The organism is Arachidicoccus sp. BS20 (assembly GCF_001659705.1).
In the GTDB taxonomy this organism is placed as follows: Bacteria; Bacteroidota; Bacteroidia; order Chitinophagales; family Chitinophagaceae; genus Arachidicoccus.
Genome location: NZ_CP015971.1, coordinates 3,019,504 through 3,046,044, shown reverse-complemented (window position 1 = coordinate 3,046,044; position 26,541 = coordinate 3,019,504). Strand labels below are relative to the sequence as shown.

Genomic DNA, 26,541 nt, shown 5'->3' with positions numbered 1-26,541 from the left:
CAAATCAAGACTCAGACAACTTCTCCCTCCAAATCATAATCATACGCCTTTGTGATTTTTACGTTCACAAATTCGCCGATGGTTAATTTTTTAGTCGAATGAATAATTACTTCGTTATCCACTTCCACACTGTCAAATTCCGTTCTTCCCAAATAACGTCCCGCTTCTTTTTTATCAATCAATACACGGAAAGTTTTGCCTACTTTTTCCATGTTTTTTTCCAGAGAAATTTCCTGCTGCACTTCCATGATTTCCTGCGCGCGGCGTTGTTTTTCTTCCGCAGGAATATTGTCTGAAAGGCTGTATGCGCTTGTATTTTCTTCATGCGAATATTGGAAAATACCTACGCGGTCAAAACGCGTTCTTATTAAAAAATCTTTCAGTTCTTCCACGTCTTCCAAGGTTTCGCCGGGAAAGCCTGTAATCAATGTTGTACGCAAACATATACCGGGATTTTTCTCGCGGATAGTTGCAATTAGTTCTTCCATTTCCTGCCGCGTGCTTTGGCGTTTCATCGCTTTCAGCATATTGTTGCTCGCGTGCTGCAAAGGCATATCAAGATAGTTGCAAATATTTTTTCGCTCGCGCATCACGTCCAGAACTTCGAGTGGAAATTTGTTGGGATAAGCATAATGCAAACGAATCCATTCAAGTCCTTCAACGTTGGATAATTTTTCCAATAAAGTTGCAAGGCTTCTCTTTTTATACAAATCCAAACCGTAATAAGTAAGTTCCTGTGCAATCAGCATAATTTCTTTAACGCCGCGCCGTACAAGGCTTTCAGCTTCTTTAACCAAATCTTCTAAGGGTCGGGAAACGTGTGTGCCACGCATCAACGGAATGGCGCAGAAAGAACAAGTACGGTTGCAACCTTCACTGATTTTTAAATACGCATAATGTTGCGGCGTGCTTAAAAAACGCTCGCCGAGCAATTCGCTTTTGTAATCCGCTTCAAATTTTTTCAGCATCAAAGGCAATTCCATGGTGCCAAACCATGCATCCACTTCGGGAATTTCGCTTTCCAAATCGCCGCGGTAGCGCTCGCTCAAACAGCCTGTAACATAGACCTTATCAAGCTTTCCGCGTTTTTTCAAATCGACTTGTTCGAGAATCGTATTAATGCTTTCTTCTTTTGCTTTATCAATAAATCCGCAAGTGTTTACAACAACAATGTTGTGGTCGAGTCTTTTGTTTTCATGGAGAACATCGATATTATTGGCGCGCAGTTGTCCGCTCAAAACCTCGCTGTCCACAAGGTTTTTGCTGCATCCCAGCGTGATGATGTTTACTTTATCTTTCGTAAGCGTTTTTGCCTTCATAATTTGAGATGGCAAAGGTAGGATTTAACGAGGAATGAGAAATGTATAATGTGTAATGATGAATTTTTATTACATATTACTCACTAATAATTAAACGAAATCGTCTGCACCAAATCCGAATGTAAACTTTGCGCAACGGGACAAGTGTAGGCGATACGTTCCAAAATCGTTTTTTGCTTGTCATCTGCATTCAGATTTTTCGGGAAATAAATATCCACTTTTATCTCGCCGATGCGGCGCGGTTCGGCATTCATAATTTTGGTTACTTCGAGTTTTGTGCCCGACAAATCAATGTCCCAATCTGCGGTTTTAATCGCCATGGTTGTAATGATGCAACTGCCCAAAGCCGTCGCTACTAAGTCCGTAGGAGAAAAACGTTCGCCTTTTCCTTTGTTGTCGGTAGGTGCGTCGGTTTCAATAATAGTGCCGCTTTGCAGGTGCGTGCAATCTGTGCGGAGTTCGCCTTTGTAAATAATTTCGGAAGTCATTTTATTTGAGATTTATGATGTATGATTTTTGAATTTGAGAGTAAAGATATTGGTTTAATTTTGTAAGAAAGAGTGATTAAAATGAAGTCTATGAAACCTCCCGATAAAAAAGAATTGCCCATACTTTCTTTCGCTACGCAAAAACATTTTGCAGATTGGCTTGCAAAAAATTTTGATAAAGAAAACGGTTTGTGGTTGCGCTTTTTCAAAAAAGATTCAGGCGAAAAAACCATTACTTATGCACAAGCGTTGGACGAAGCGCTTTGCTATGGCTGGATTGACGGGCAACTGAAAAAATTTGATGAGAAATCTTATATCCAAAAATTTACGCCGCGCCGCGCAAAAAGCGTTTGGTCGAAAAGAAATATCGAACACATTGAACGCCTCACTTCGCTCGGAAAAATGAAACCTTCGGGCGTTGCAATGGTTGAAAAAGCCAAAGACGATGGCACTTGGGAAACGGCTTATGACTCGCCGAGCAAGATGGCTGTTCCCGAAGATTTTTTGACAGCACTTGCAAAAAATAAAAAAGCCGAAGCATTTTTTGAAACATTAAACAAAGCAAATAAATATGCCGTTGCATGGCGACTGCAAACCGCGAAAAAACCAGAAACAAGAACTAAAAGAATGGCTGCAATTTTGGAAATGCTTGCAAAAGAACAAAAGTTCCATTGAGTGATTTTTGGAATTTAATTCTTCCTGTTCACATTCCGCTGAAAGCATTTCGGCGTTATGCCTTCCACATCTTTAAATGCTTTGATAAAATAATTGGTATCCGAAAAGCCTGTTTGAAAAGCCGTTTCCGAAATGGGAGTATAATTTTGCAGCAGCATTTTTGCCTTATCAATTCTTTCCTGTAAAATAAACCGGTTGGGCGAAATGCCGAACTCTTGCTTAAACGCGCGAAAGAAATTTGACTTGCTCATATAAGATTTTTTCGCCAGCAAGTCCATCGAAATTTTGTCGTGAATATTGTTCTTTATATAATCGATTACGGCGGCAAAACGGTTGCTGTTTTTGTATTGCAGATAATTCGTTTCAAAAAATTTCCGCGCCTGCGTTTGCATTATTCTTATCAACAGTTCTTTCAGCGCAAGGTCTGTAATAAAGTCTTTTGCGCTGTTATCTTCCGTCGCGATGCGCAGAATATTATTTGTAGCAGAAGACAAGGACGCGCTGTTGAATAAGTAAAAATGTTCGTCGGAAAATTTCCATTGCGATTCGTTATCTGCTTTCGGAAAATTTCCGTTCAGATAATCCACCGTATTTTTAATAAAATCCTTGCTGATAGAAAGTGCGAGGCATTGCGACGGCTGCGTGTCCGCTTCGGGAAAATCAATAAGCATTTCTTCGCCCGGCAGCATTATCACGCTTTCGCCCGGCAAGTATTCAAACTTTTCACTTTTGTCCGTAATCTTCAGTTCTTTTTTGCCGCGAATCATGCTTGTAAATGCAAAATCACTGAACTTGAGCGACACGTTTTTTACCGATGTATGCGTTTCATAAATATCCAGTTCGCAATCGCGGAACGAATAGCGTTTTCGGCTCTCGACTAAAGTGTCCAAAGTACGAACGGGGCTGAGTTGCAGCGGTTTTAATAATGCTTTGCGCGACATGACTTGAGATTAAATTTTTACGCAAATCGGTTTACATACAAATGTAAGGTTTTATATTTCTTTCCAAATATATTTCATCTGTTAATTTTGAAACAATTGTAACCACATAGAAACATAGTTTATAGATAAAAAACACTTTGTGTAACTCTATGAAATCTTAGTGCAACTCTGTGATACAGCTATTCCACAAAGAAGCTCGAAGTAAACACTAAGTTGCACAAAGGTTTTCATCAAAGATGAAAATTCTATGTTTCTGTGTGGTTAAATATTGCTGTACTTTTCATCGTTTTGTTTACAAAAATCTAATGCGATTATTCTGCTATTTTCCTGCATTTTTTTACTATTTATACAACCAAATGTTAGGTAGCTTTGAGCAAACAAAAAATAAAGATTATGTCAGACGTATTAGAAAGTCCGCTTGTTGAGGACAAAAAAGAAGCAAATAATCATATTGCATTTCCTTCATTTAAGGAAAAATACAACAATTATATCGGCGGAAAATGGACTGCGCCCGTAAACGGAAAATACTTCGACGTAGTTTCGCCCATCAACGGAAAAGTGTTTACGCAAGTGGCGCATTCTTCCAAAGAAGATATTTCGCTCGCCGTTGATGCCGCAACCGAAGCGTTCAAAACGTGGAAAAATACTTCGGCTACAGAGCGCAGCATTATGCTGAATAAAATCGCAGACAGAATGGAACAAAACCTGCAAAAAATTGCCGAAGTGGAAACTATCGACAATGGTAAACCCATACGCGAAACGCTGAATGCAGATATCCCTTTGGCAATTGACCACTTCCGTTATTTTGCCGGCGTTATCCGCGCGGAAGAAGGCTCTGCAACAGAGTTGGATAAAGACACGGTTTCTTTAATTATTCAAGAACCTTTGGGAGTTGTAGCACAAATTATCCCTTGGAATTTTCCGATTTTAATGGCTGTATGGAAACTTGCACCGGCGCTTGCCGCAGGCAATTGCGTAGTGTTGAAACCTGCCGAAAGCACGCCTGTTTCCATTATGGTTTTGATGGAACTGATTGAAGACTTGATTCCCGCAGGCGTTGTCAATATTGTGAACGGTTTCGGTGCGGAACTCGGTCGTCCGTTAGTTACAAATCCGAAGGTGGCAAAAGCTGCGTTTACAGGTTCGACTGCAACAGGTCGTTTGGTTATGCAATATGCGACGGAAAATATTATTCCCGTAACATTGGAACTCGGCGGAAAATCGCCCAACATTTTCTTTAATTCTGTAATGGATGCCGATGATGAATATCTGGATAAAGCCATTGAAGGTGCAGTTTTATTTGCATTGAATCAAGGCGAAATTTGTACTTGTCCTTCGCGCTTGTTGATTCAGGAAGATATCTACGATAAATTCATTGCGCGCGTGGTTGAACGCGTAAACAAAATTAAAGTAGGCAATCCGCTCGACCCGACCGTGATGATGGGCGCACAGGCATCAAAAATTCAGAAAGACAAAATCATGTCTTACCTGAAACTCGGTAAAGAAGAAGGCGCGGAACTATTGACAGGCGGCGATGAAAACCGGCTTGGCGGCGAACTCGAAGGCGGCTATTATATCCAGCCGACTTTGTTCAAAGGCAATAATAAAATGCGCATTTTCCAGGAAGAAATTTTCGGGCCTGTATTGGCGGTAACCACTTTCAAAACAGTAGAAGAAGCCATTGAAATTGCAAACGATACGATGTATGGTTTAGGTGCGGGCGTTTGGACACGCGACGCGCACGAATTGTACCGCGTACCACGTGCTGTGCAGGCAGGAAGAGTTTGGGTAAATCAATATCATTCTTATCCCGCAGGCGCGCCGTTCGGCGGTTACAAGCAATCGGGCATCGGAAGGGAAAACCATAAAATGATGCTCGGTCATTATCGTCAAACGAAAAATATGCTGATTTCTTATAACAAACAGAAACTCGGATTTTTTTAGTTGAATAACTTTTGTTGAGATTCCTCGCTACGCTCGGAATGACGTTGCAGGCGTGTTCTTTTTCTTTAAGATTGATGACGATTTGAAAAATTAATCAAACTCGCTATCGTCATTCCGAACGAGGTACGAGTGAGGAATCTCAACAAATACTTTTATAAAAATGACATTGGTAAAACGATTAGACGCAACAGAAAAAGCTTTGGAAATGATAAACATTCTTTCCGAAGAGCACGGCGATTTAATGTTTTATCAGGCAGGCGGATGTTGCGAAGGCACACAGCCGCAATGTTTTGAAAAAGGTGGCTTCTTTCCCCGAACGAATGATGTGTGCATAGGAACGATTAAAGGTTTTGAATTTTGGGTGGACAGAGATTTGTTTGAATACTGGAAATATTCACACTTTACGCTGGATGTTCTGGATGGTTTCGGTCCCGGCGGCTTTTCGCTGGAAACGCCGCACGGCAAAACTTTCAAAATTCATTATCGTCTTTTCACGGAAGAAGAGCTTGAAAATTTAGAGCCTGTGAAAAGAATGGAATAATCGTTATGCAGAACAGTACTTAGTTCTCTATAATGATTATGTTTATTTGTTCCACTCAATCATTTGAGATTGCACGTCTTTAGCGTTTGAGCCAATCATAATATTGAACTGACCGCTTTCCCAATCGTACTTCAAATCGCTGTTATAGAACTTTAAATTGTCAACTGTAATATTAAATGTTACAGTTTTAGTTTCTCCTGCTTTTAAAAATATTTTTTGGAACCCTTTCAGCTCTTCTACAGGTCTTGCAATGCTTCCAACCATATCTCGTATATAAAGCTGCACTATTTCTCGCCCATCATACTTTCCTGTATTGGTAAGACTTACAGAAGCTTTCAGTGTTTGATTTCCTTTCAAAATTGTATCGCTCAATTGCATCTTTCCATATTTAAAAGCTGTATAGCTCAATCCGTATCCGAAAGGATAAACAGCATCGTTGGAAACATCTAAATAATTGGAACGGAATTTTTCAAACCAATGTCCATCAGCCAACGGACGACCGGTATTGAGATGATTGTAATATAAAGGAATTTGTCCTACATTTTGTGGAAATGTCATAGTTAATTTTCCGGAAGGATTTGACTTACCGAACAGTGTTTCCGCAATAGCTTTACCTGCTTCCGTTCCGCCAAACCAAACATCTAAAATCGCAGGAACATTTTTTGCTTCCCAAGAAATTGTAAGCGGACGACCATTGAACAAGAGCAACACAACGGGCTTTCCTGTTTTCAACAATGCTTTCAGCAAATGCTCCTGAACGTGCGGTATACCTATATTTGAACGACTGCTTGATTCGCCGCTAAATTCTGCACTTTCGCCAAGCGCGGTAACAATAATATCGCTTTTATTCGCCACATTCAGCGCTTCATTCAATAACTCAGCATCGCTTTTGCCACCTCTGCTTATCGATTTACCAAACATGGTTACTCTCTCTTGCATCACAGAATCTTCTACTAAATTTGAGCCTTGCGCATATAACACATTGCCTTTTGTACCAACATATTTTTTTATCGCCTGATAGACAGAACCGTAATCATCCAAATTGGCTGCCACGCTCCATGTACCGCCCATTTGATTGGCGGCATCCGCCAAAGGTCCAATCACGGCAATATTTTCCGATGCTTTTAAAGGCAAAAGCTGATGAGCATTTTTCAATAAAACCATACTTTGTTCTGCAACCTGTTTTGAAAATTCTTTATTTGCAGGTGTAAAAATTTCTGTTTTTGCCCTTTGTTCATCGCAATATTTATAAGGATTTTGAAATAATCCCAATTTATATTTGGCTTCCAAAATTCTTTTGCAAGCATCATCAATATCTGATTGACTAATTTTTCCTTCCTTCAATGATTTTTTTAGTGTAGTCAAAAAACCTTCGCTTACCATGTCCATATCTAAACCGGCTTTTAAAGCCAATGCAGACACTTGTTGCAGGTCGCCTAAGCCGTGTTGGGTCATTTCCATTACGCCCGTATAATCTGAAACCACAAAGCCTTTAAACCCCCATTGTTTACGCAGCACATCTGTAAGCAACCATTTATTGCCCGTTGCGGGAACGTAATCGACAACATTGAATGATGCCATAATGCTGCCAACGCCCGCATCTACCGCAGCTTTGTATGGCGGAAAATAATCGTTGTACATCGTGATATGGCTCATGTCCACCGTGTTATAATCACGCCCAGCTTCAACGCCGCCATACAACGCATAATGCTTTACGCAAGCCATAATATTTTCGTTGGAAGAATAAGTTCCGTTTCCCTGATAACCTTCAACCATGGCTTTTGCTATGGCGCTACCGAGAAAAGGATCTTCGCCCGACCCTTCCGCAACGCGCCCCCAGCGCGGGTCTCGAGCAATATCCACCATCGGGCTGTATGTCCAGCAAATACCATCCGCACTTGCTTCCCGCGCAGCAACCTGCGCCGTTTTTTTGATTAAAGCCGTATCCCAAGAACAGGACAACTGTAGAGGAATCGGAAACTGTGTTTCATATCCGTGAATCACATCCATACCAAAAAGTAAAGGAATTTTCAAACGGCTGTCTTCAACAGCGATGTGCTGAATATCTTTGATTTTAGCGACAGATTTTATGTTGAATAATCCACCGACTTTCCCCTCTTTAATGCTCTCACCAATATTGGAATTTTTCGCCTGCCCCGTTGTAAAATCTCCTGCACTCGGCAAATTGAGCTGACCGATTTTTTCGTCAACCGTCATCTTGCTCATCAAATTATCGATGAATTTATTCATCTGCATATCGCTATTTTGTTGTGCATAAGAAACTGTAATAAAAAAGGAACAGATTGGGAAGAGGATTCTTTTCATTATCATATAAATTTTACTTACAAATTTTTGAGATTGCCACACTGGTGTCTCGCTCGCAATAACGCATGTTCATTATCAAATTATCACATCATCAATCAACTTTAGTAACTTTCGTTCTTTCCGAAACACCGCTTTCATTAATCGCTTCTATCTGAAAATAATAAGGCATTTCCAAGTCCATTGTTTTCAACCAATATTGATTGTCGCCATAAACCATTATACAGTTATACAGCTTATCAGGTTTTGTTCCATAATAAATATTATAGGCGTAAGCATCGGCCGACGGTTTCCATCTGAGCCATGCGTCACGCTTATCTTTTTCTGTTCTTAGGACAACAAAACCCCCGACAGGCTTGGGTTTTGTGCCATTTACATTACCAAACACACGCAGCCCGCTAATGGCAAATTTTCCCGAAGGAACGTGTATATTTTCTAACTTGATAAACCTTGCTTTTACAGGTTTTTGCAGTTCTACATAGTCGTGCGGCACATCGGTTTTATTGTTGGATTTGTCAGCTAATATTTCCCAATTTTTCCCGTCAAGCGAATAATATAATTTGTACCGGATAAAAATATCTGTTTGCTTTCCTAAGAACTTTGCGTCCTGATCGGCATAATTTATTTGAACTGCGTTCACGGTCGAAACATTTCCCAAATCCGAAACGATATATTCGCCTGCATTTCCTGTTGCCGCGCTCCAATAAGTTTGTATGCGTTCATCAACCGCATAGTTCGGTTCATAATTGCCCAACGTTGAACTTACAACAACAGGCTTGTCGTAATTCAACAGCATCCAGCCCGTGAAATAAGATGAATCATAATTGCCGTTACCGGATAATTTTTTTTCGGCAGGAAGATAATGCGGGTAATCGCCGAACGAAGTATTGCACCACATCACATTGTCTTTATCAAAACCCGCACGCCAAATACCGATGCGGCGTTCAAAATTATTTTTCACAGCGATTGTCATAGTGCTTACGTGCCAATAGTTTCCGTTGTTGTCCTGAAAGGTTGCACCATGTCCCGCGCCGCGTGCAAAACCACCGGCTTTCATGCTCAACGGGTCGGACTGCGGCGTGAAACCGCCAAGCGGGCTATCGCCGACAATCACGCCGTCGGCATACCCGCTGAACTCCGTTCCAGGCGCGGCGTATTGATAATAATATTTCCCGTTATGCTTCGTCATCCAACTACCTTCGATAAACGGGTCGAGAAAAGAATTATCATAATATTCGCCGAAACGCTGCCAGCCGTAACGCCAATCTTCCAACGCATAAATTTCTTTTCTGTAACCAATCGGCTGCAATGTTTTTCTGTCCAACTCAATACCGTAAGTCGGGAAGCGGTTGCTGCTGCCATTATACATATATAACTTACCGTCATCATCCGTGAAAAATGCGGGGTCCCAACCGCCGATAGTAAACGAATCTACCAAAGGTTTCCATTCGTTGGCTTTTGGATTGGTGCTCATCCAAACTGTAAAATTACTTGTGTAAGTGGACCCGAAAACAATCATGGTGTCGCCGATAATGCCAACTGCGGGCGCGCATAAATCGTCATAAGTGCCAGTGTTCCAAGGACGGAGAAAACTCTTTGAAATAAAATGCCAGTTGCCCATATCGTTACTCCACCAGTAACCTTTTTGGTTCGTAGAAAATAAATAATAATCGCTTTTATAATTCACAATTACAGGGTCGGCGGTTGCCCTGTGATGCCCCCATTTTGTAAAATCGGGAATGGGCGTATAGCCGTAATCAATGTTGATTGGGTTACAGTAAGTAGCCCCCTTCCAATTTCTTCCAACAGGAGAAGAGCTTTGTGCAAATAATATTTGCGATGATAAAATGATGATAATAGATAAAATTAATTTTCGCATCAGTTATTTGTTTTGTTGTAATGAAATCCAAGCTTATTTAAACCTTGTTGTACTTCGGGACAACTCATAAATAATTTCCACAACAAGCCGCTTCTGTAATTTTCTATCATTGGCGCTATTGTACCTTCGTCAATTGCCAAATATTTTTTTGGATACCAGTTTGCCGTTTCGCTGAAAGCATCGTAAAACCCGTATTTACCCCAGATTTTATTTCCTAAATCATTATAAAAATATTTCAATGCTTTCATCGATTGTTGCGGCGTGTAAGGGAAAGACGAAAGCGCAGCAGTCGGCGTAATTACCCCCAAATCGCTTTGCATATTCGGCGCGTGCGCTGTATAACCATCGACAGAATAGCTCGCCGTCAAGCCCCAGCAACTATCACTATAACCCTTAAAATTTTTGGGATTGTCTGCGCACCATTGCTCGTTGATGAGCGCCATGTTTTTTGTTTGTTCATCATAGCTTCCATATTCATCTCGCAAGCCGTTCGGATTTAGTCCCAGAAAAGAATATTGCGTCCAAAAGATTGGTCCTCCGTAAGCCGGATTCCCCTGCTGGTAAAACGGGATGGAAATATTTTTGTAAATGGAGGTGTGTTTTATTTTTCCGTTCATACACCACCCTTCAACATACACTTTTTTATCAATCGAATGTGCAGGCGAGGAAGCTGCCAAAATGTAGGCAATCAAGCATTCATTAAAACCATGAATGGGAAAATTCATTTGCCAGCCGTAATCGGGACTCCAGTGCCAGTACAAAACATTTTTCCCATGCGTGTACCAAGAATAATCCGCATTTTTCCAGATTGTATTAATCCTATTGATTAGATTGTTTTCATTTTTAAAATTTGTTTTCAGATATTGCCGCACGCAAAGCAATCCCTGCAACAAAAAACTGCTTTCGACCATATCTCCGCCGTCATCTTTCTGCCCGAAAGGTTTTGTATGCCCGTTTGGATAATACCAATGCGAAAACATTCCATGATATTTCTCTGCTTTCTCTAAAAAAACTATAATCTTAGTTATTTGATTAATAAATTCTCTTTTAGTAATAAAACTTCGTTCACAACCTACAATCAAATTCATCAAACCGAAGCCGCTTCCGCCTGTCGCAATAACATCGGAATCATGTTCCGGGTATATATCATCTGCATGAATCCGTTCGAAAGCCATACCACTTGCGGGTTCTGAGCCTTTGTAGAAATAATCGAATGTGCGTTGTTCCACTAAAGTAAGTAATGCGGAATCGGATAAAATTTCAGGACGTTCAGTTATTGCACTGCTTTGCGCTTTTGCTGTAAATACACAAAGCAAGAGAAGAAAAATAATCAATAATTTATTATTTAGTTTATAATATAAATTCATCATTGTTAATTAAGATAATTTGCGCGAAAGCCTAATCTTTTCATTCCTCGTTTTACTTCGTCACAGCTTGTAAATAAACTCCACAACAAACCGCTCCTGTAATTTTCTATCATCACAATTTCAGGTCCTTGGTCAATCGCCAAATAAGAATCCGCAAACCATAAGTCCTTCAAGGAAAAAGCATCCACAAAGCCATAATTTCCCCAGAGTTTGTTACCGAGTTCATAATAGAAAAATCGCAGCGCATTCATTGATTCCGTTGGTGTGTAAGGCAATGAAGCAATTGCCGCCGTAGGCGAAATAACACCCACATCATTTGTTGGCGAACTGACATTGTAACCACCATTCTGAATGTCGCTTGCCGTAAGTCCCCAGCAAGTGTCGCTGTAACCGAAATAGCCGTTGGGATTGGCTTTGCAATACGCATGATTAATCAATGAATGGTTTTTTGTTTGCAAAGCATAATCTGCATAGGCATCGCTTAAACCGCTTGGATTGATACCTAAGAAAGAATAATGCTCGTAGAATAACGGACCGCCTAAATTTTCGCCCAAAGGCAACACGATTCCGTAGGAAGTGTTACCGTTTTTTATAGCGCCGTTGCGTGCCCAGCCGTTATCATAAACCGACTTTTCAATCGCATGATTGTTGGACGACGCTGCCAATACATACGTAATTAATGCTTCGTTCCAACCTTGCACTTGTGTATTGTTTTCCCAACCATTATCATTACTCCACAACCAATACAAAACATTTTGATTGTTCTCATACCAAGTCCAATCAACGTTATTCCACAAAGTATTAATGTCGTTTCGCAGTGTTGTTTCTTCGGTTGATGAGGCGTTAAAATATTGCCGCACACATAGCAAGCCTTCCATTAAATAAGATGTTTCCACAATATCGCCGCCATCATCCTGCGAGTTGAAAGGAACAGTTGCTCCCGTACTTCCGTTAATCCAATGCGAGAAGGTTCCATGGTAAGCTGTGCAATTATTTTTCAGAAAACTTACTATCTTTTGAATGCGCATAACAGCGTCGTTTCGTGAAATAAAATTTCTTTTTACGGCAACAATCATCGACATAATGCCAAAACCCGTACCGCCTATGGTTACAATATCGCCACTTGTGTTTCTTTCGCGCGCCATACCACTTGTTGGATGAGCAAAATCCCAAAAATACTTAAAGGTTTGCTTTTGTACCAAGTCCAATAACTCGCTGTCGCTGATGGATGGAAATTTTGGTGTGGAATCGATTTGTGTAATCAAATTAATCGCCGCCGCCGCTTGCAATGCGCCACCGCTTTGCGACTGCAATGTTTTGAAAACTTTAAGCGTATATTTTGATAATGGTTTCAACACTTGCTGCGGTTGAATTGTAACGGTACTATCGTTATTGGAATAAGAAAAATCCAGTGCTGAATTTACATTAGCGCTATCGACCAATATGATAAAATTATTGATTGAAGAATGATTAACCTTATCTGAAAAAAACAGCTTTATCACAGGATGAAAATTGATATAATAAACATCGTTTGAATTTGTTCCATTTACCCAAATAGATGAAAGGGAAAATGTTTCCGATGACGGTTTAGCAACATTGCCACTATTTGTTTTGGAACAAGAAAAAAGGGCAACAAAAATTAAGTATAAAAAATGCTTTTTCATTTATTGTATGCTCTCAAAATAAAAGAGGCTTCCATGCAATTCCAGCCCCTTTTATTTTTATTAATATCCGGGATTTTGTGTAAGTACACCGCTGCTGTTATCTATTTCTGTTTGCGGAATTGGCCATACTTCGTTTTTATTGGCTTTCCAGCCTAACGGTCCGAAAACAGTTGCAGCACGTCCTTGACGAATAACATCGAAATAGCGGTCATTTTCCATTGCCAATTCCACTCTGCGTTCATGCCAGATAGCTTCACGTAATTCTGTTTGGTCAGTAGTTGTAACTTTTGGCAAAACAGAAGAATTGCTTCCGCGTGCACGCGCCCTTACCAGCTCCAGTGAAGCCAATGCTGCTGCCGTATTTCCCAATTCATTATTGGCTTCAGCATTCATCAGCAATACTTCTGCATAGCGAATGACACGTACATTTTGGTCTGCGCCTTGGTTGTCTGCCAGCGCTACCGAAAACGGTACGTAAGCTTTCATGTTGTACATGGTGGGCGAGCCGGCTTGCGCAGCAGGTACAACATCTCCACTTGGCGTAGTTGTACCTGCCATCATTACGGTTGCCGCTAAGCGCGGGTCGCCGGTTTCAAATGCGTTTACCAAATCCTGCGTAGGTACGTTAAATCCCCAGCCCGCGCCTGCATCACGATTACCTTGGACTTGCGCGTATTGACTATTGCTGATATCACTATTGCCATCTACATAATTGCATTGAATTTCAAAAATAGATTCCGAATTATTTTCATGGGCGATTCTGAATAGCTGATAAAAATCGGGATACAAACTATACACCCCCGAAGAAATGACCTGATTGGTATAATTCAGAACGTCGGACCATTCTTTTCTATACATAGCGACTTTGGCATGCAAAGCAAGCGCTGCGCCTTTAGTGGCTCTGCCGGCTTCATCGGCAGAAACCGTAGTAGGCAAGTTGGCTGCCGCATCCGTCAAATCTTGCTCAATTGCATTATATACAGAATCGGCGGAACTTTGCGGCGGATTCAATTCCTCCTGTGTTGTGGGAACGTGTAACACCAAAGGAACGCGCCCGAATGCTCTTACCAAACGGAAATAGGAATAAGCGCGGATAAATTTTGCTTCAGCAAGGTAACGCGCTTTTGTGCTCGCATCTACAGTGGTCATCGTGTCCACGTTATCCAACACCTGATTGCAGAAATTGATGTTCTGATATTGTCCTTGCCAAAAGCCGTCTCCCTGCCCCTCAGTTGCTGTTACCGTGAAATTGTCGTACAAATTAATATAGGCAGCATCGCTGGGAACACTGCCTTTGGCGGCATCATCAGAACCAATATTTTCCAGAATAAGAGATGCAAAAGCTACATTATTCCAACTGCGTAAATTGCCGTAAATGGAATTAACGGCGGCTTGTGCGTCTGATGCTGTTTGCCACAATTTTGTTGCTGCCGGCTGTCCTTGCAAATTTGCATCGGCACTGATAAACGATTTGGAACACGAACCCAGAAACAAGACAGATACAACTAAGCACGCAAGCATTATTCTTCTATTAAGACCGGAATCCTTGTGTTTTCTTGTATTGATATTATTGAATTTCATAATAGTAATTTTTGTTTTGCTTTTAGAAAGTAAGATTTACTCCGAAAGTATAGGTAGCATACGTTGGGTAAACATTGTAATCGATACCCATGTTGCCGGGTGATTCGCCGCTTATTTCAGGCGTAAATCCTTTGTACTTTGTAAAGAGGAATGGATTTTGTGCATTTACATAAAATCTTAAACCTTGCATATGCCATTTCTCAACAAGGTTTTCGGGTAATGAATAACCCAACTGAATATTGCGTATTCTTAAATAACTGCCGCTTTCCACATAATAAGAATTAATGTAATAATTTTCTCTGCCGCCTATATCGGCAGAAGAAGTTGTATTAGATGTTCCTTCGCCATGCCAGCGGGTTTTATAGAAGTCTTCGGTATAGTTTTCATTGCCATAGCGTAGGCTTTGATTGCCATTATATATATCTACGTCTGCTACGCCGGTAAGGTCAATAGACAAATCCCATGTTTTATACCGGACATTGGTATTAACGCCGTAATAATATTTGGGATTGGGGTTGCCAAGTACGACTCTGTCATTTCCCGAAATGGGACCTACGCCTGTTGTGCTGAGATATTTAAAATCTCCGGGTTTTGCATCAGGTTGATATTGGTTTCCGTCTGCATCTTTGTAATTATCAATTTCCGCTTGGTTTTGAAAAATACCAATGACTTTATATCCGTAGAAAGCGCCGAGTGGCAATCCCACTTTGGTAATGGTTGCCAATTGTCCGCCGGTAGAAGCATTTGCACCTGAATATAACGCAGCAAGCGGTATATAAGATTCGACAAATTTATTACTGTTGGCAGAACCGTTAACACCGATGCTGTATGACCAGTTTTCGCCGACATTATCATGCCAGTTAAGCGTTACTTCTACGCCGCGGTTGCGTACTACTCCGGCATTTTCTAACAATGTGGAAACCGTAGTTCCGGAAGATGCCAGAACACCAACAGGAAATACCAGACGTTCAGTCTTTTTGTTATAATAATCTGCCTCGAGCGTAAGCCTGTTTTTCAAAAAAGCTGCTTCGATGCCGGCATTTGTTCCAACGCCTAATTCCCAATTCAATGGTGGCGGTACTAATGATGCAAGGCTTTGGCTCGGGGAAATAATACCTGTATTGCCATAAATTATTGAGCCGGCTGTTGTGGTTGTTTGTGAGGCTACATAAGCCGGAATACCACTATTTCCTACTTTACCCCAACTTCCTTTAAATTTCAATACATCAAAAATCCGTTGATTTTTCATAAATGGTTCATTGGACACAATCCATGCAGCACCAATAGACGGCAAAGTTGCCCGTCCGGAGTTGCCCGTAAATTTACTGTCGCCATCGGAGCGCAATGTGCCGGTAATGCTGTAACGGTCTTTATAGGAATATGAAACTCTGCCGAAATAGGAGCTTTCTTTTTCCAAAGCAGGGTAAGTTTGTATGCCGTTCACAGACGGCGTTACATTATAAATGCTTCCGGGCGTGCCGGCATTAAAATACCATGTTGCCGGGTCGGAAGACAAAGAACCGTCAACGGCTGTAGCATGAGATTCGCCATAAAAATTGCGGTAAGCCGATTGTCCAAGTAAAATGGTCAATCTATGGTCGCCAAACATATTGGAATATGTCAATGTGTTTTCCAACTGCCAGTTCTTCGTATTTAGTTTGCCCTCAGTTAAAGTATTGTGTGTACTGTATTGTGTCGATGTTGCCTGATAGACCGGCGTAAAGCCTTGTTGGTCAACATCAATATAAGTTCCGCCTACAGAACTGTGAAATACAAAATGCTTTGCAAAATTTATTTCTACATAAGCATTGCCGCTCAAATTATAAGTCTGCGTAGTTGCATGGTTGTAATCCATTACTACTTGCGGATTCACTACGGATTGTCCTAAACCATAAGTTCCGGGATCGCCATAAGTGCCGTCTGCATTCTTAGGGGAAATAATTGGCGGTGCCGTATAAATGTCTCGCCAGATCGCACCGGGTGCATCGTGAGATTTGCTATAACTGCCTACGATATTATAACCGAATTTAAAGTGGTTGGAAATTTTAATATCATTATTAAAACTTGCCGTGTATCTCTTGAAGTTATTGGTTTTTAAAATGCCGTCCTGGTCAAGATAGCCGAGCGAAACGTTGTAAGTAGATTTATCTCCGCCACCATTTACCGAAATCTGATGATTGGTAATCAGTGCATGGCGTGTTTCAATATCAAACCAATCTGTACCGGCACCGAATTGCGATACATCTAATAAATCAGTTCCATTATTAAGCTGGGTCAATTCATTATACAGGGTAGCATATTCGGTTCCGTTCGCCATTTTAGGAACATTTTGTGCAATTTGTGTTCCTACCGAACCATTATAATTTACAGAAATTCCTTTGACTGCACCTTTCTTAGTTGTAATCAGTACAACACCGTTGGCACCTCGCACACCGTAGATAGCCTCACTGGAGGCATCCTTTAAAATACTTACATTGTCGATATCCGACGGATTAAGATAATTAATATCTGTAACCCATACGCCATCCACAATATAGAGTGGGGCTGTGCTTCCATTAAACGACCCTAAGCCTCTGATAAGTACTTGTGGCGAAGCTCCGGGACTTCCGTTATTTGTTATCTGCACACCGGCGACCTTACCTTGTAAGCCGCTGAGCGCATTGGTTACACCTTGCTTGGCAATTTCTCCACCTTTAATTTGTGCGACCGAGCCCGTAACATCAATTTTACGTTGCGTACCATAGCCGACCACTACTACTTGAGATAGCTCATTGGCAGAAGATGCTAAACGAATAGTAAAAGAGGTTTCAGTACCAAGTGTATATAATTGCAAATTATACCCCACACTACTGATTTGTAGTATGCTTCCCGGTATGGCAGATATGGTAAAATGACCGCTTGAATCGGTAGAAGTGCCTTTGGTGGTTTGCTTTACAAATATAGTGGCTCCATTCAAAGGATTTCCTGTGGCAGAATCCACTACCTGCCCGTAATATTCGGTTTGCTGGGCAAACAGGAAAGCCGGAAACAGCAGAAAAAGAAAAACTTGAATTTTTTTCATACAGATGTGTTTAATTTAAAAAAACGCTTGACTTATGTCCCTCCAAAAGTACTTTACAAACAATTGTTATTCATAAATCATTAACACATCTCAATTACATCAATCTTCGTTTTTTCAAGATTTTTTCTTTCTCATATATACTTCATTATAATTTAATATTATTGGTAATAAATTTATTATCAATAAATTAAAATAATTTCAGAAATCTTTACAGAATACTAATATTTGTTTGTACAAATTTTGTGATGTACTCCCATAGTTACGGCAAAAACCTACATATTCATAAATTTTATCATAAAATCGTTCAGGTTTTCATGTTCTTCCAATTGTATTTTTTTGCGGAGACGATAGCGTTTTATTTCCACACCGCGTGTAGAAATGTTTAAAAGCGGCGCAATCTCTTTGGTGGAGAGGTTCATTTTTAAATAAGCGGCAAGACGTAAGTCCTGTGCCGTTAATTCGGGGTATGTTTGTAAAAGTTTATCAAAAAATTCTTCATGTACTTTATTGAAACCGTTGTCGAACAAATGCCATTCGGTTTCTTCATCTTTTACGTGCTTGTCCAGTGACTTGGATAAGCGTTGGATTTGGCTGTGAATTTCATCTGTGCTACTGAATTTTTTCAACGAGTCAAGATTATCTTTAAATTTCTTCAGCACATTTTTCTTCTTGATTAAATCCATTGCCAATTTTGCAAGGTCTTCACTTTTGTGAACGACTTCTTCGGAAAGCTGCGCTTCCTTCAAGCGGAGAATTTCATTTTCACTTTTTTGTCTTTGTAATGCCACTTCTTCTTTCATTCTTTTTGTCAGCAGCAATTGTTGTTTTGCCAGCCTGTGCCTGTGCCAGCGAACAGCAAGCAGTATTATCAACGCGAAAAGCAATACATACATTATTTTGGACCAAACCGACCAATACCAGGGACTATTTATGACTATAAAAAATGTAATGGTGTCGTCCGAAAGATTGGTTTTAAGTCGGAAAGTGTAGTTGCCCGGCGATAAATTAGGAAAATCTTTAAAAGAAGTGTGTGTCCATTCACTCCAAACAGCGTTGTCATCTTTGGAAAGTGAATAACTATATGAAACATTTGCTGCATAATTCAGCGATGAGAAATGGATAATCAACCCATTTTGCTTATAAGGCAGCACTATTTTATCTGTTCCGTCGAAATATGAGCTGTCGATTACATGGTAATGACCTTTGTCAAAAATATCTATCTCCATAATCGTTGGTATAGAAGCGGCTGAGCTTCGATAACGGTTACGGTTGATAACGGCAAAGCCTTCTTCGCCGCAAATAAAACTTTGCGATGAACTATATGGAATGATATTTTCAAATCCCGATACAAGCGCAAAAATTTTCGAGTTAAAAGTAAAAGAGACAGCATTAGGAGCTTGATTGTCTTTATATACAACACCATCGTCGTTATTGATAAACCAAAATCCTTTGCCGCTGTCGGGAATAATGGTACGTGAATAAAAGTATTCTCCTAAATCTTTTTTAAGTGAATCCAGTCGGTGTAAAGTATTGGTCGAAAAATCATAATCGAAAATGCCCGCTTCCGAATTTGCCAGCACGTTGCCGTTTTTTTCATTTTCATAAAATGAGAAGTTATTGTCTCTAGGTGCTCCGGATGCTTTGTCTAATTCTTTTATGGCAACAATGCCGGTAAAATCTTTCGAAGGCTGAAATACAAATACACCCTTATACGCATGCTTTATCCAAATAAGCCCGCTTTTATCTATACGCAGTTTATTCACAGGCATATTATCTGTTCCTGAAATAATATTGGAAAACATCCATTGACCGCCTGTTTTTTTGTACACGGCAACACCGTTATAAGTACCTTCCAGTAAAATACCGGGATTATTTTTCAAAGGCTCAATATCCCAACCGGCAGAGGAATCGAATAATGTCCGTACATTATTTCTGTTGATGAGTACTGTGCTTTTATTGTTGCCGCAAAAAAGCTGATGGTCAATAACCTTTAAATCCCAAACCTGACCGGTCATACCGCCGAAGCGCGTTAAAGCATTTTCGTCAAAAGCTTCCAGCGATGTAAACGGCGCACGAAACAGCCCGTGGTTGGTTGCCGCATACAGGTAATTCTGAAAAATAGCAATAGAATATACCGTACCTACTTTTCCTTGCAAATCTCTGAAATAACTGATGTTGGAGTTGAGTACAATCTGTGCAATACCTTTGTCCAACGCCAGCCAGCAATTGCCGTCAGCATCTTTAAAAATATTTAAAACGGTATTGTTTTCCAATCCGGAGTTCCGGTCAATTTTGCCTACTGTTTTTCCCTGTGCATCCATCAGCAACAGCCCGCCGGAAATTGTACCAATCGCAAGCAGGTTGTCATTTATCCAGGTGCCGTTGTTGATTTCATTGGTTTTCAGGTAGGCATCGTCTGCGCAGGGAAAGGGGCGGTAATTTTTGCCGTCAAAAATAAAAATGCCGTTTTTTTCGGTACCTACAAGCATTTCATTACTTCCATAAGGAAGAATAAAATAGACGGAGTTGACAGCCGAATCGGAAGAGACAGCGACAAAATCTCCGTTTTCATCAATAGTAAAAATCCCTTTGTTTAAAACGTTTACATAAAAGCGGTCTCTTACCCGGAAAGGAAACATGACAACGCCGGGCGGAACAATGGTTTTTATCCGGTTATTTCTCAAAAGATACAGCCGCGAAAAGGATTGAAACAAAGCCTCATCCGGCGTGGCAATTATTTTCCAGATTTCTTCATTTGGGAAAAGTGTATCAGTAATTAAGTTGTCCAGCGAATGGTAATGATAACCGCCATACAAATTCTTTTGCCAATAGCCAACTTCGCCAAAACCTCCTGTATAAATTTTTCCTCTCCCGTCGGCAGATACGCCTCTTACAATCTGTTGCTTGGGCAGAGAATATGTTTTCCATTCTTCGCCATTAAAAACCAACAATCCTTTGTTATTGCCAAAATAAAGAACATTATTCTCGTCCTGTGTTACTGACCAATTTTGTCCTTCGGCATTATAAATATTTTTGGGATAATTAATGATTTCGGGTTTGATTTCGTATTGCCCGGATATAATATTCGAGCATAATAAAACGACAATAAAAAGAAAAAAGCTACGCTGGTTCATTCCACAAAGATTTTCTTGCGCCTGTACCGCAAGTCCGAACAAATTTAGTAAATCGGCAGATATTTCTGTATATCGGAATTATTTGCGAAATCGTATTTTTGCGCATTAAATTTCTGTTATCATGCAGCTGAAACAAGTTGATGTAGTTGAAAATATAAGTTCGGAAGACTTTAAAACAAATTATTACGATACTCGCAAACCTCTTGTCATTCGCGGACTTGCGAAGCAATGGGCTGCATATCAAAAATGGAACTGGGACTACTTTAAAGAAATTGTAGGACAAAAAGAAGTAGGCATTTACAACAATGTGAAAAGCGATGCTTACACACCTGTAAATAAAGCAGACGATTACGTAAAGTTTGGCGAATACATAGATATGATTCGCCAAGGTCCGGCGCAATGGCGCATATTTTTGTTCAACATTTTCAGTCATGCACCACAATTAGCAGACGATTTTGCTTATCCTACGCATTTGATGAAAGGCTTTGTAAAGCGTGCACCTATGCTGTTTACCGGCGGACAAGGCGCTGTAACACACATGCACTTCGATATTGACTTGAGTCATATTGTTCACACACAATTTATCGGCAGGAAAAGAGTATTGCTATTTCCTTTCGAAGAGCAGCACAAGCTCTACCGCAAGCCTTATGAAGTGTTAAGCCTGGCAGATTATACCAATTATTACGATGCTGAAAAAAGCAAACTGGACTTACAAAAATTTCCCGCCATTAACTACACACGTGGTTACGACATTATTTTAGAGCACGGCGATACATTGTTTATGCCCGCGGGATACTGGCATCATATGGAATACCTCGAAAGCGGATTCGCCATGAGCCTGCGTGCGCTGAACAATTCTTTTTCGGGCAAGATGAAAGGCTTGTGGAACATTGTTGGAATGCGCAATATTGATACACTTATGAAGAAAGTACGTCCGCAACAATGGTATAACTGGAAACAGAAAAAAATACTCGCCGATGCAGCAAAAGAAATAACAACAGCACAGTAAATTTTGATTGAATAAAAAATTCATTAAAAAGAGCGGGACATATTTATCCGGCTCTTTTTCTTCATTCCGCTTTACTAACAAGTTTTAATTTTATAAAAAAATCTTAATACTTTTTGTATTTTTTAAAAAGTATTCTCTACTTTAGCTCTAAATTATTAACAAAAATGTAATCTTTTTGTTAGCTAAAGTTAATGTCGCCTAAAAATATATCATACAGAAAAAGCATTCTTAAAGAACTGTTATCACACCAAACGCTGGCTTGTGCAGATATAAGTGCAAGCATAGGCAAAAGCGTTGTGCTTACAACACGAGTGCTGAACGAAATGATTACCCATGGCATTGTTGAAGAGAAAGGTTTAGCGCCATCGAGCGGCGGCAGAAGACCGGCAACTTATTCTATAAAACCCGATGCTGTTTATCTCGTGTCGGTAGCAATGGACCAGTTCGTTACAAGGATAGCATTGCTGGATGCCGGCTTAAACCCCGTAATTCCGGAAACCAAAATAGAACTGCCGCTGGCAAATAATGAACACGCATTGGAAACGTTGACCAATACAATAAGCTCCGTCATAAAAAAATCTGGAATAGCCCCAAATAAAATACTTGGAATAGGCATTGCAATGCCGGGATTTATAGACGCCAAAAAAGGAGCCAATTATACTTTTCTCGGACATAATACAGCAGCCTTTATTAAAACGCAAACCGGTTTACCTGTATTTATCGAGAATGATTCGTCGGCAATTGCATTAGCAGAATATAAATTCGGCATAGCGAAAGGCGAGAAAAATGCCATGATTATTAACATCAGTTGGGGAGTAGGTCTGGGAATGATTATAGATAACAAGCTCTTCCGGGGCGATAACGGCTTTGCAGGCGAGTTTAGCCATATTCCTTTGTTCATCAACGGGAAACTATGCAGCTGCGGCAAAACAGGATGCCTGGAAACAGAAACCTCACTCGGCTTCATGCTGGAACAGGCTATTGAAAAAATTAACCACGGCAGAGCATCGGTATTAAAAAAAATGCTAACCGACGCCAAGGACCACGAACAAAAGTACCAGGATTTTATTAAGGCAGCCAATATTGGCGATTCATTGGTGGTGGAAATTATTTCTGATGCAGGATACAATATCGGGAGAGGCATTGCGATACTTATTCACTTACTCAACCCCGGAAAAATAGTCATCAGCGGTCGCTGTGCTGCCGCCGGAAAAATATGGCTTGCGCCCATACAAAGAGCTATCAATGAATTCTGCATACCGCATTTGGTAAGTAACACAAAAGTAGAAGTATCTACACTTAATCACAAAGCGGAAATTATAGGAGCAGCCGCATTATTAATAGAAAATATTCAGCACTCTACTTTCGACAGGAATGAAGCAACATCCAATAACAATTCCAGGCAAGCGGTAACACACGCTTAAAACAACCAATTAATTTTTTTCACTTACCCCAAAAATGAGAATTATGAACAAACGAAACATTCACTATTTAAAATCGCTGCTGATAGCGATTGTGGTCTTATGCGTTCACAAGACGTCTTTTGCGCAAGACCAAAGCCAGATTACAGGTACGGTAAAAAGTACTGCCGGAGCGCCATTGGGCGGCGTTACGGTAACAGTTGTAAACGGCAAAGCCCACGATATAACCAAAGACGACGGAAGTTTTTCCATCAAAGCGGCTATTGGCGCTACACTACGATTTGCTTACATTGGTTATGCAACGAAAGAAGTAATTGCATCAACTTCTACATTGAATGTAACGCTTACGCAAAGCGATACTGCAAGCGCAGGCAATGATGTGGTAGTAACGGCATTGGGTATTAAAAGAAAGAGCCGCGCGTTGGGCTACGCCGTCCAGGAGGTAAGCGGACAAACTTTAGCTGATGCAAAAGAGCCAAATCTTGTAAATGATCTTTCTGGTAAAGTTGCAGGGTTACAAATCACTCGTTCAGGTAATGGACCCGGTGGTTCTTCTCAAATTGTTTTAAGAGGAAATAATTCAATATCAGGATTAAGCCAACCGTTAATTGTTGTAGATGGTGTTCCATATGACAATTTCACAGGAGCATCAAACAACGACTTTTGGAATCCATCTTTGGATATGGGTAATGGTTTGAGCGACATCAGTGCAGACGATATTGCTTCACTTACTGTATTGAAGGGTCCCGCAGCAGCCGCACTTTACGGCTCAAGAGGTGGTAACGGAGTAATTATGATTACCACTAAATCGGGTAAAAAGCAAAACGGATTAGGTATATCTGTTTCATCTTCGATAGGCATTGAAAGTATTTTTGCAAACCCTAAATTACAGAAGGATTTTAGTGCCGGTTCATCAGGCGTTTATAGCCCAACTGCAAGTACAAGCTGGGGTGCTCCAATCGATGGACATTTAGTTGAAGATGCACAAGGAGATAGCGTTCCGTTAAGGGCTTACAACAATGTTGGTAATTATTTTGGCGATGGCATTATTTCTAACCAAAGCATTTCATTCCAGCAGCAATTTAACAATACTTCTATCTATACTTCTTATAACCGTATGGATGATAAAAGCATTATTCCAGGCGCAAAACTAACAAGAAACAATATTACAACAAGAGCCGTAACTAAATTTGGTAAGGACAATAGATGGTCATTTGATGCGAAAATTCAATACATTAATTCTGTAGCCAAAAACAGACCACAAGGAGGTGCTGCAGTTCAAGGAAACAATACATTTTTTGCGACCTATCTTCTTCCGCCGTCAATTGACATTACCAGTTATAAGAAAGCGACTGATGAGAATGGTAATATGATTTGGTATGCCGGTGGTAACGCACAAAATCCTTACTGGGCAGCTAAATATCGTCTAAACAGCGATGCAAGAGACAGATTTTTAATGCATGGAACATTAAAATATCAGTTCAATGATTGGTTAAGCGCCCAAGTTGAAGGCGGCTCCGACATGTACACAACCAATACCGAGAGTAAAACATACGCTGGCAGCCCAGCAAGTACAACAGGGAATTATGGTGTAGGAAAATCTACTTTCCGTGAAACAGATTATAGCGCTTTGGTAACTGCACAAAAAGATGATGTGTTTGGAAAGTTAGGAGGTACTGTTTCTGTAGGCGGCAATCTAATGTCTCAATACAGTTCTTATTTAAACTCAAGCGCAGGGCTCTTAGTTGTTCCAAACCTTTTTACACTTGGCAACGCAAGTGGATATCCAACGACAAGTTCAGGCTATACGAATAAAAAAATTAACTCTGTTTACGGTACACTGGAATTGAACTATGATGATTATTTGTATCTTACTGGTACCCTCAGAAATGACTGGTCATCAGCGTTAAGCTCTGCAAATAGGTCATACAGGTATCCATCTGTAAGTTTATCTTATGTATTTACTGATATGATTAACAAGGTCGGCGGACACTTACCTTCATGGATTAGCTATGGTAAATTACGTGCATCATATGCGTCTGCAGGTAATGACCTTCCTGCATACCAGCTGTATAATACATATAGTATTGGCAAAGACCCTAATGGTAATACCACCGCTCAAAGAGGAAGTGTGTTGTACAATCCCGACATAAAAAGTGAACTAATGAAATCTTATGAAGCAGGTCTGGAAATGCGATTTTTCCAAAGCCGTGTAGGATTTGACCTTGCTTTGTATAAATCAAATGCAACAAATCAAATTTTCAATTTACCATTGGATCCATTAAGCGGATATAGCTCAATGAAAATAAATGCTGGTAATATTCAAAATAAAGGGGTTGAGTTGGTGGTCGATGCAAAGATACTAGACAACCCAACTGGATTCGGTTGGACAATTACCGGAAATTATTCCACAAATAACAATACGATTAAAGCATTATATGGAGATATTCAAAAATACACATTGGGTGGTTATGACAATTTATCTGTAGTTGCAGAAGTTGGTAAAAAATATGGCGAAATTTATGGAACATATTTTGACCGAGTAACTGATAAAACCAGCCCATATCATGGTCAACTGATTGTAGATAATGTAGGCAGACCTCAGGCTGCAGACGGTTCAGCAACCAAAGATTTGGGAAATCAACAAGCCAGTTCGCTATTAGGCATTACTAATGGTTTTACCTACAAGAACTTCAGCTTATCAGTTCTGGTGGACGCTCGTTTCGGGGGCAAAATGTTTTCAGCTACTTTAACGTCCTTAGAATTAAATGGAACATCAGCTTTGACTGTTGTAAACGGCAGAAGAGATTCAATGGTTGTTGCCGGCGTGGTTGATAATGGTTCCGGCAGCTATGCTCCTAACACCAGCAAAATATCTACACAGCAATATTGGACAGCGGTTGCAGGTTCCGGTAACCTAGGCATAAATGAAGCCAACTTATATGATGCATCTAATATTCGTATCAGAAATATTCAGTTAGGTTATAGCTTTAACCATAAAATGTTAGCAAAAACACCATTTCAAAAAGCCGTGTTGTCTGTATCAATGAACAACGTATGGCTAATCTCCAGTCATATGCACGGCATGGACCCGGAAAGTGTTTATGCAACCAGTACAAATGCTGTCGGATTTGAAAACGGTGCAGCACCTACAACGAGAACATTCTATATCAATTTAAACTTAGGTTTCTAATC

16 protein-coding genes are annotated in these 26,541 nt (G+C 40.3%); 6 read left to right on the top strand and 10 right to left on the bottom strand.

Translation table 11 applies throughout. From position 1 onward, the window contains the following. Positions 1 to 11: 11 nt before the first annotated feature. Both rimO and A9P82_RS13205 read right to left on the bottom strand, forming a co-directional pair. The gene (gene rimO / locus A9P82_RS13210; protein WP_066208569.1) at positions 12 to 1,319 is read right to left on the bottom strand and encodes a 30S ribosomal protein S12 methylthiotransferase RimO; all 1,308 of its coding nucleotides are present in this window, start codon (positions 1,317 to 1,319) and stop codon (positions 12 to 14) included. Between the two features lie 83 nt (positions 1,320 to 1,402). Beyond that, positions 1,403 to 1,807: an OsmC family protein gene (locus tag A9P82_RS13205; RefSeq protein ID WP_066208566.1), complete on the bottom strand. Its 405-nt coding sequence runs from the start codon at positions 1,805 to 1,807 to the stop codon at positions 1,403 to 1,405. Positions 1,808 to 1,897: 90 nt separating this feature from the next. On the opposite strand from A9P82_RS13205, the gene A9P82_RS13200 reads away from it, so the two are divergent. After that, on the top strand, positions 1,898 to 2,482 hold the full coding sequence (locus A9P82_RS13200; RefSeq protein ID WP_066208564.1) for a YdeI/OmpD-associated family protein: 585 nt from the start codon (positions 1,898 to 1,900) through the stop codon (positions 2,480 to 2,482). Positions 2,483 to 2,496: 14 nt separating this feature from the next. Here the strand turns inward: A9P82_RS13200 and A9P82_RS13195 are convergent, their stop codons facing one another. Continuing rightward, complete coding sequence (locus A9P82_RS13195; RefSeq protein ID WP_066208562.1) at positions 2,497 to 3,423, bottom strand: helix-turn-helix domain-containing protein; 927 nt, start codon at positions 3,421 to 3,423, stop codon at positions 2,497 to 2,499. 393 nt (positions 3,424 to 3,816) lie between these two features. Here A9P82_RS13195 and A9P82_RS13190 point away from each other — a divergent pair, with 393 nt between their 5' ends. Then, entirely contained in the window at positions 3,817 to 5,367 is a 1,551-nt protein-coding gene (locus A9P82_RS13190) for an aldehyde dehydrogenase family protein (protein WP_066208560.1), read from the top strand. A 160-nt stretch (positions 5,368 to 5,527) separates the two neighbouring features. Beyond that, entirely contained in the window at positions 5,528 to 5,908 is a 381-nt protein-coding gene (locus tag A9P82_RS13185) for a DUF779 domain-containing protein (protein WP_197492176.1), read from the top strand. A 42-nt stretch (positions 5,909 to 5,950) separates the two neighbouring features. On the opposite strand, the gene bglX is transcribed toward A9P82_RS13185, so the two are convergent. The 7 genes from bglX to A9P82_RS13150 all read right to left on the bottom strand — a co-directional run bounded on the left by bglX (position 5,951) and on the right by A9P82_RS13150 (position 20,916). Then, a complete protein-coding gene (gene bglX, locus A9P82_RS13180) occupies positions 5,951 to 8,233 on the bottom strand; it encodes a beta-glucosidase BglX (RefSeq protein ID WP_082915352.1) in 2,283 nt (760 codons plus the stop codon). Positions 8,234 to 8,324: 91 nt separating this feature from the next. After that, on the bottom strand, positions 8,325 to 10,109 hold the full coding sequence (locus A9P82_RS13175) for a family 43 glycosylhydrolase (protein ID WP_066208558.1): 1,785 nt from the start codon (positions 10,107 to 10,109) through the stop codon (positions 8,325 to 8,327). Then, positions 10,109 to 11,479 carry a glucoamylase family protein gene (locus A9P82_RS13170; RefSeq protein WP_231891163.1) on the bottom strand — a complete coding sequence of 457 codons (1,371 nt, stop codon included), beginning with the start codon at positions 11,477 to 11,479 and terminating at the stop codon, positions 10,109 to 10,111. Before A9P82_RS13170 ends, A9P82_RS13175 begins: the two co-directional genes overlap by 1 nt. 2 nt (positions 11,480 to 11,481) lie before the next feature. After that, positions 11,482 to 13,140, bottom strand: coding sequence for a glucoamylase family protein (locus A9P82_RS13165; protein ID WP_066208556.1), 1,659 nt, complete (start codon positions 13,138 to 13,140; stop codon positions 11,482 to 11,484). A 60-nt stretch (positions 13,141 to 13,200) separates the two neighbouring features. Continuing rightward, a complete protein-coding gene (locus A9P82_RS13160; protein WP_197492175.1) occupies positions 13,201 to 14,721 on the bottom strand; it encodes a RagB/SusD family nutrient uptake outer membrane protein in 1,521 nt (506 codons plus the stop codon). 22 nt (positions 14,722 to 14,743) lie between these two features. Next, positions 14,744 to 17,782 carry a SusC/RagA family TonB-linked outer membrane protein gene (locus tag A9P82_RS13155; RefSeq protein ID WP_156522696.1) on the bottom strand — a complete coding sequence of 1,013 codons (3,039 nt, stop codon included), beginning with the start codon at positions 17,780 to 17,782 and terminating at the stop codon, positions 14,744 to 14,746. Positions 17,783 to 18,054: 272 nt separating this feature from the next. After that, positions 18,055 to 20,916 (bottom strand): ligand-binding sensor domain-containing protein, encoded by a 2,862-nt coding sequence (locus A9P82_RS13150; RefSeq protein ID WP_066208552.1) that lies wholly within the window; start codon positions 20,914 to 20,916, stop codon positions 18,055 to 18,057. 121 nt (positions 20,917 to 21,037) lie between these two features. On the opposite strand from A9P82_RS13150, the gene A9P82_RS13145 reads away from it, so the two are divergent. From A9P82_RS13145 to A9P82_RS13135, 3 genes are all read left to right on the top strand, one after another. Further along, a complete protein-coding gene (locus A9P82_RS13145) occupies positions 21,038 to 21,925 on the top strand; it encodes a cupin-like domain-containing protein (RefSeq protein WP_082915351.1) in 888 nt (295 codons plus the stop codon). Positions 21,926 to 22,116: 191 nt separating this feature from the next. Further along, a complete protein-coding gene (locus tag A9P82_RS13140) occupies positions 22,117 to 23,349 on the top strand; it encodes an ROK family protein (RefSeq protein WP_066208546.1) in 1,233 nt (410 codons plus the stop codon). A gap of 43 nt (positions 23,350 to 23,392) precedes the next feature. Continuing rightward, positions 23,393 to 26,539, top strand: a complete 3,147-nt coding sequence (locus A9P82_RS13135) for a SusC/RagA family TonB-linked outer membrane protein (protein WP_066208544.1) — start codon at positions 23,393 to 23,395, stop codon at positions 26,537 to 26,539. Positions 26,540 to 26,541 lie beyond the last annotated feature (2 nt).

Bases quoted from the DNA above. Each gene is read 5' to 3' on its own strand.
- A9P82_RS13155 (WP_156522696.1), bottom strand. From the start codon at position 17,782: ATGAAAAAAATTCAAGTTTTTCTTTTTCTGCTGTTTCCGGCTTTCCTG.
- A9P82_RS13150 (WP_066208552.1), bottom strand. From the start codon at position 20,916: ATGAACCAGCGTAGCTTTTTTCTTTTTATTGTCGTTTTATTATGCTCG.
- A9P82_RS13135 (WP_066208544.1), top strand. From the start codon at position 23,393: ATGAACAAACGAAACATTCACTATTTAAAATCGCTGCTGATAGCGATT.
- A9P82_RS13170 (WP_231891163.1), bottom strand. From the start codon at position 11,479: ATGATGAATTTATATTATAAACTAAATAATAAATTATTGATTATTTTT.
- A9P82_RS13160 (WP_197492175.1), bottom strand. From the start codon at position 14,721: ATGAAATTCAATAATATCAATACAAGAAAACACAAGGATTCCGGTCTT.
- A9P82_RS13185 (WP_197492176.1), top strand. From the start codon at position 5,528: ATGACATTGGTAAAACGATTAGACGCAACAGAAAAAGCTTTGGAAATG.
- A9P82_RS13200 (WP_066208564.1), top strand. From the start codon at position 1,898: ATGAAACCTCCCGATAAAAAAGAATTGCCCATACTTTCTTTCGCTACG.
- A9P82_RS13175 (WP_066208558.1), bottom strand. From the start codon at position 10,109: ATGCGAAAATTAATTTTATCTATTATCATCATTTTATCATCGCAAATA.
- A9P82_RS13165 (WP_066208556.1), bottom strand. From the start codon at position 13,140: ATGAAAAAGCATTTTTTATACTTAATTTTTGTTGCCCTTTTTTCTTGT.
- A9P82_RS13205 (WP_066208566.1), bottom strand. From the start codon at position 1,807: ATGACTTCCGAAATTATTTACAAAGGCGAACTCCGCACAGATTGCACG.
- A9P82_RS13195 (WP_066208562.1), bottom strand. From the start codon at position 3,423: ATGTCGCGCAAAGCATTATTAAAACCGCTGCAACTCAGCCCCGTTCGT.
- rimO (WP_066208569.1), bottom strand. From the start codon at position 1,319: ATGAAGGCAAAAACGCTTACGAAAGATAAAGTAAACATCATCACGCTG.
- bglX (WP_082915352.1), bottom strand. From the start codon at position 8,233: ATGAAAAGAATCCTCTTCCCAATCTGTTCCTTTTTTATTACAGTTTCT.
- A9P82_RS13190 (WP_066208560.1), top strand. From the start codon at position 3,817: ATGTCAGACGTATTAGAAAGTCCGCTTGTTGAGGACAAAAAAGAAGCA.
- A9P82_RS13145 (WP_082915351.1), top strand. From the start codon at position 21,038: ATGCAGCTGAAACAAGTTGATGTAGTTGAAAATATAAGTTCGGAAGAC.
- A9P82_RS13140 (WP_066208546.1), top strand. From the start codon at position 22,117: ATGTCGCCTAAAAATATATCATACAGAAAAAGCATTCTTAAAGAACTG.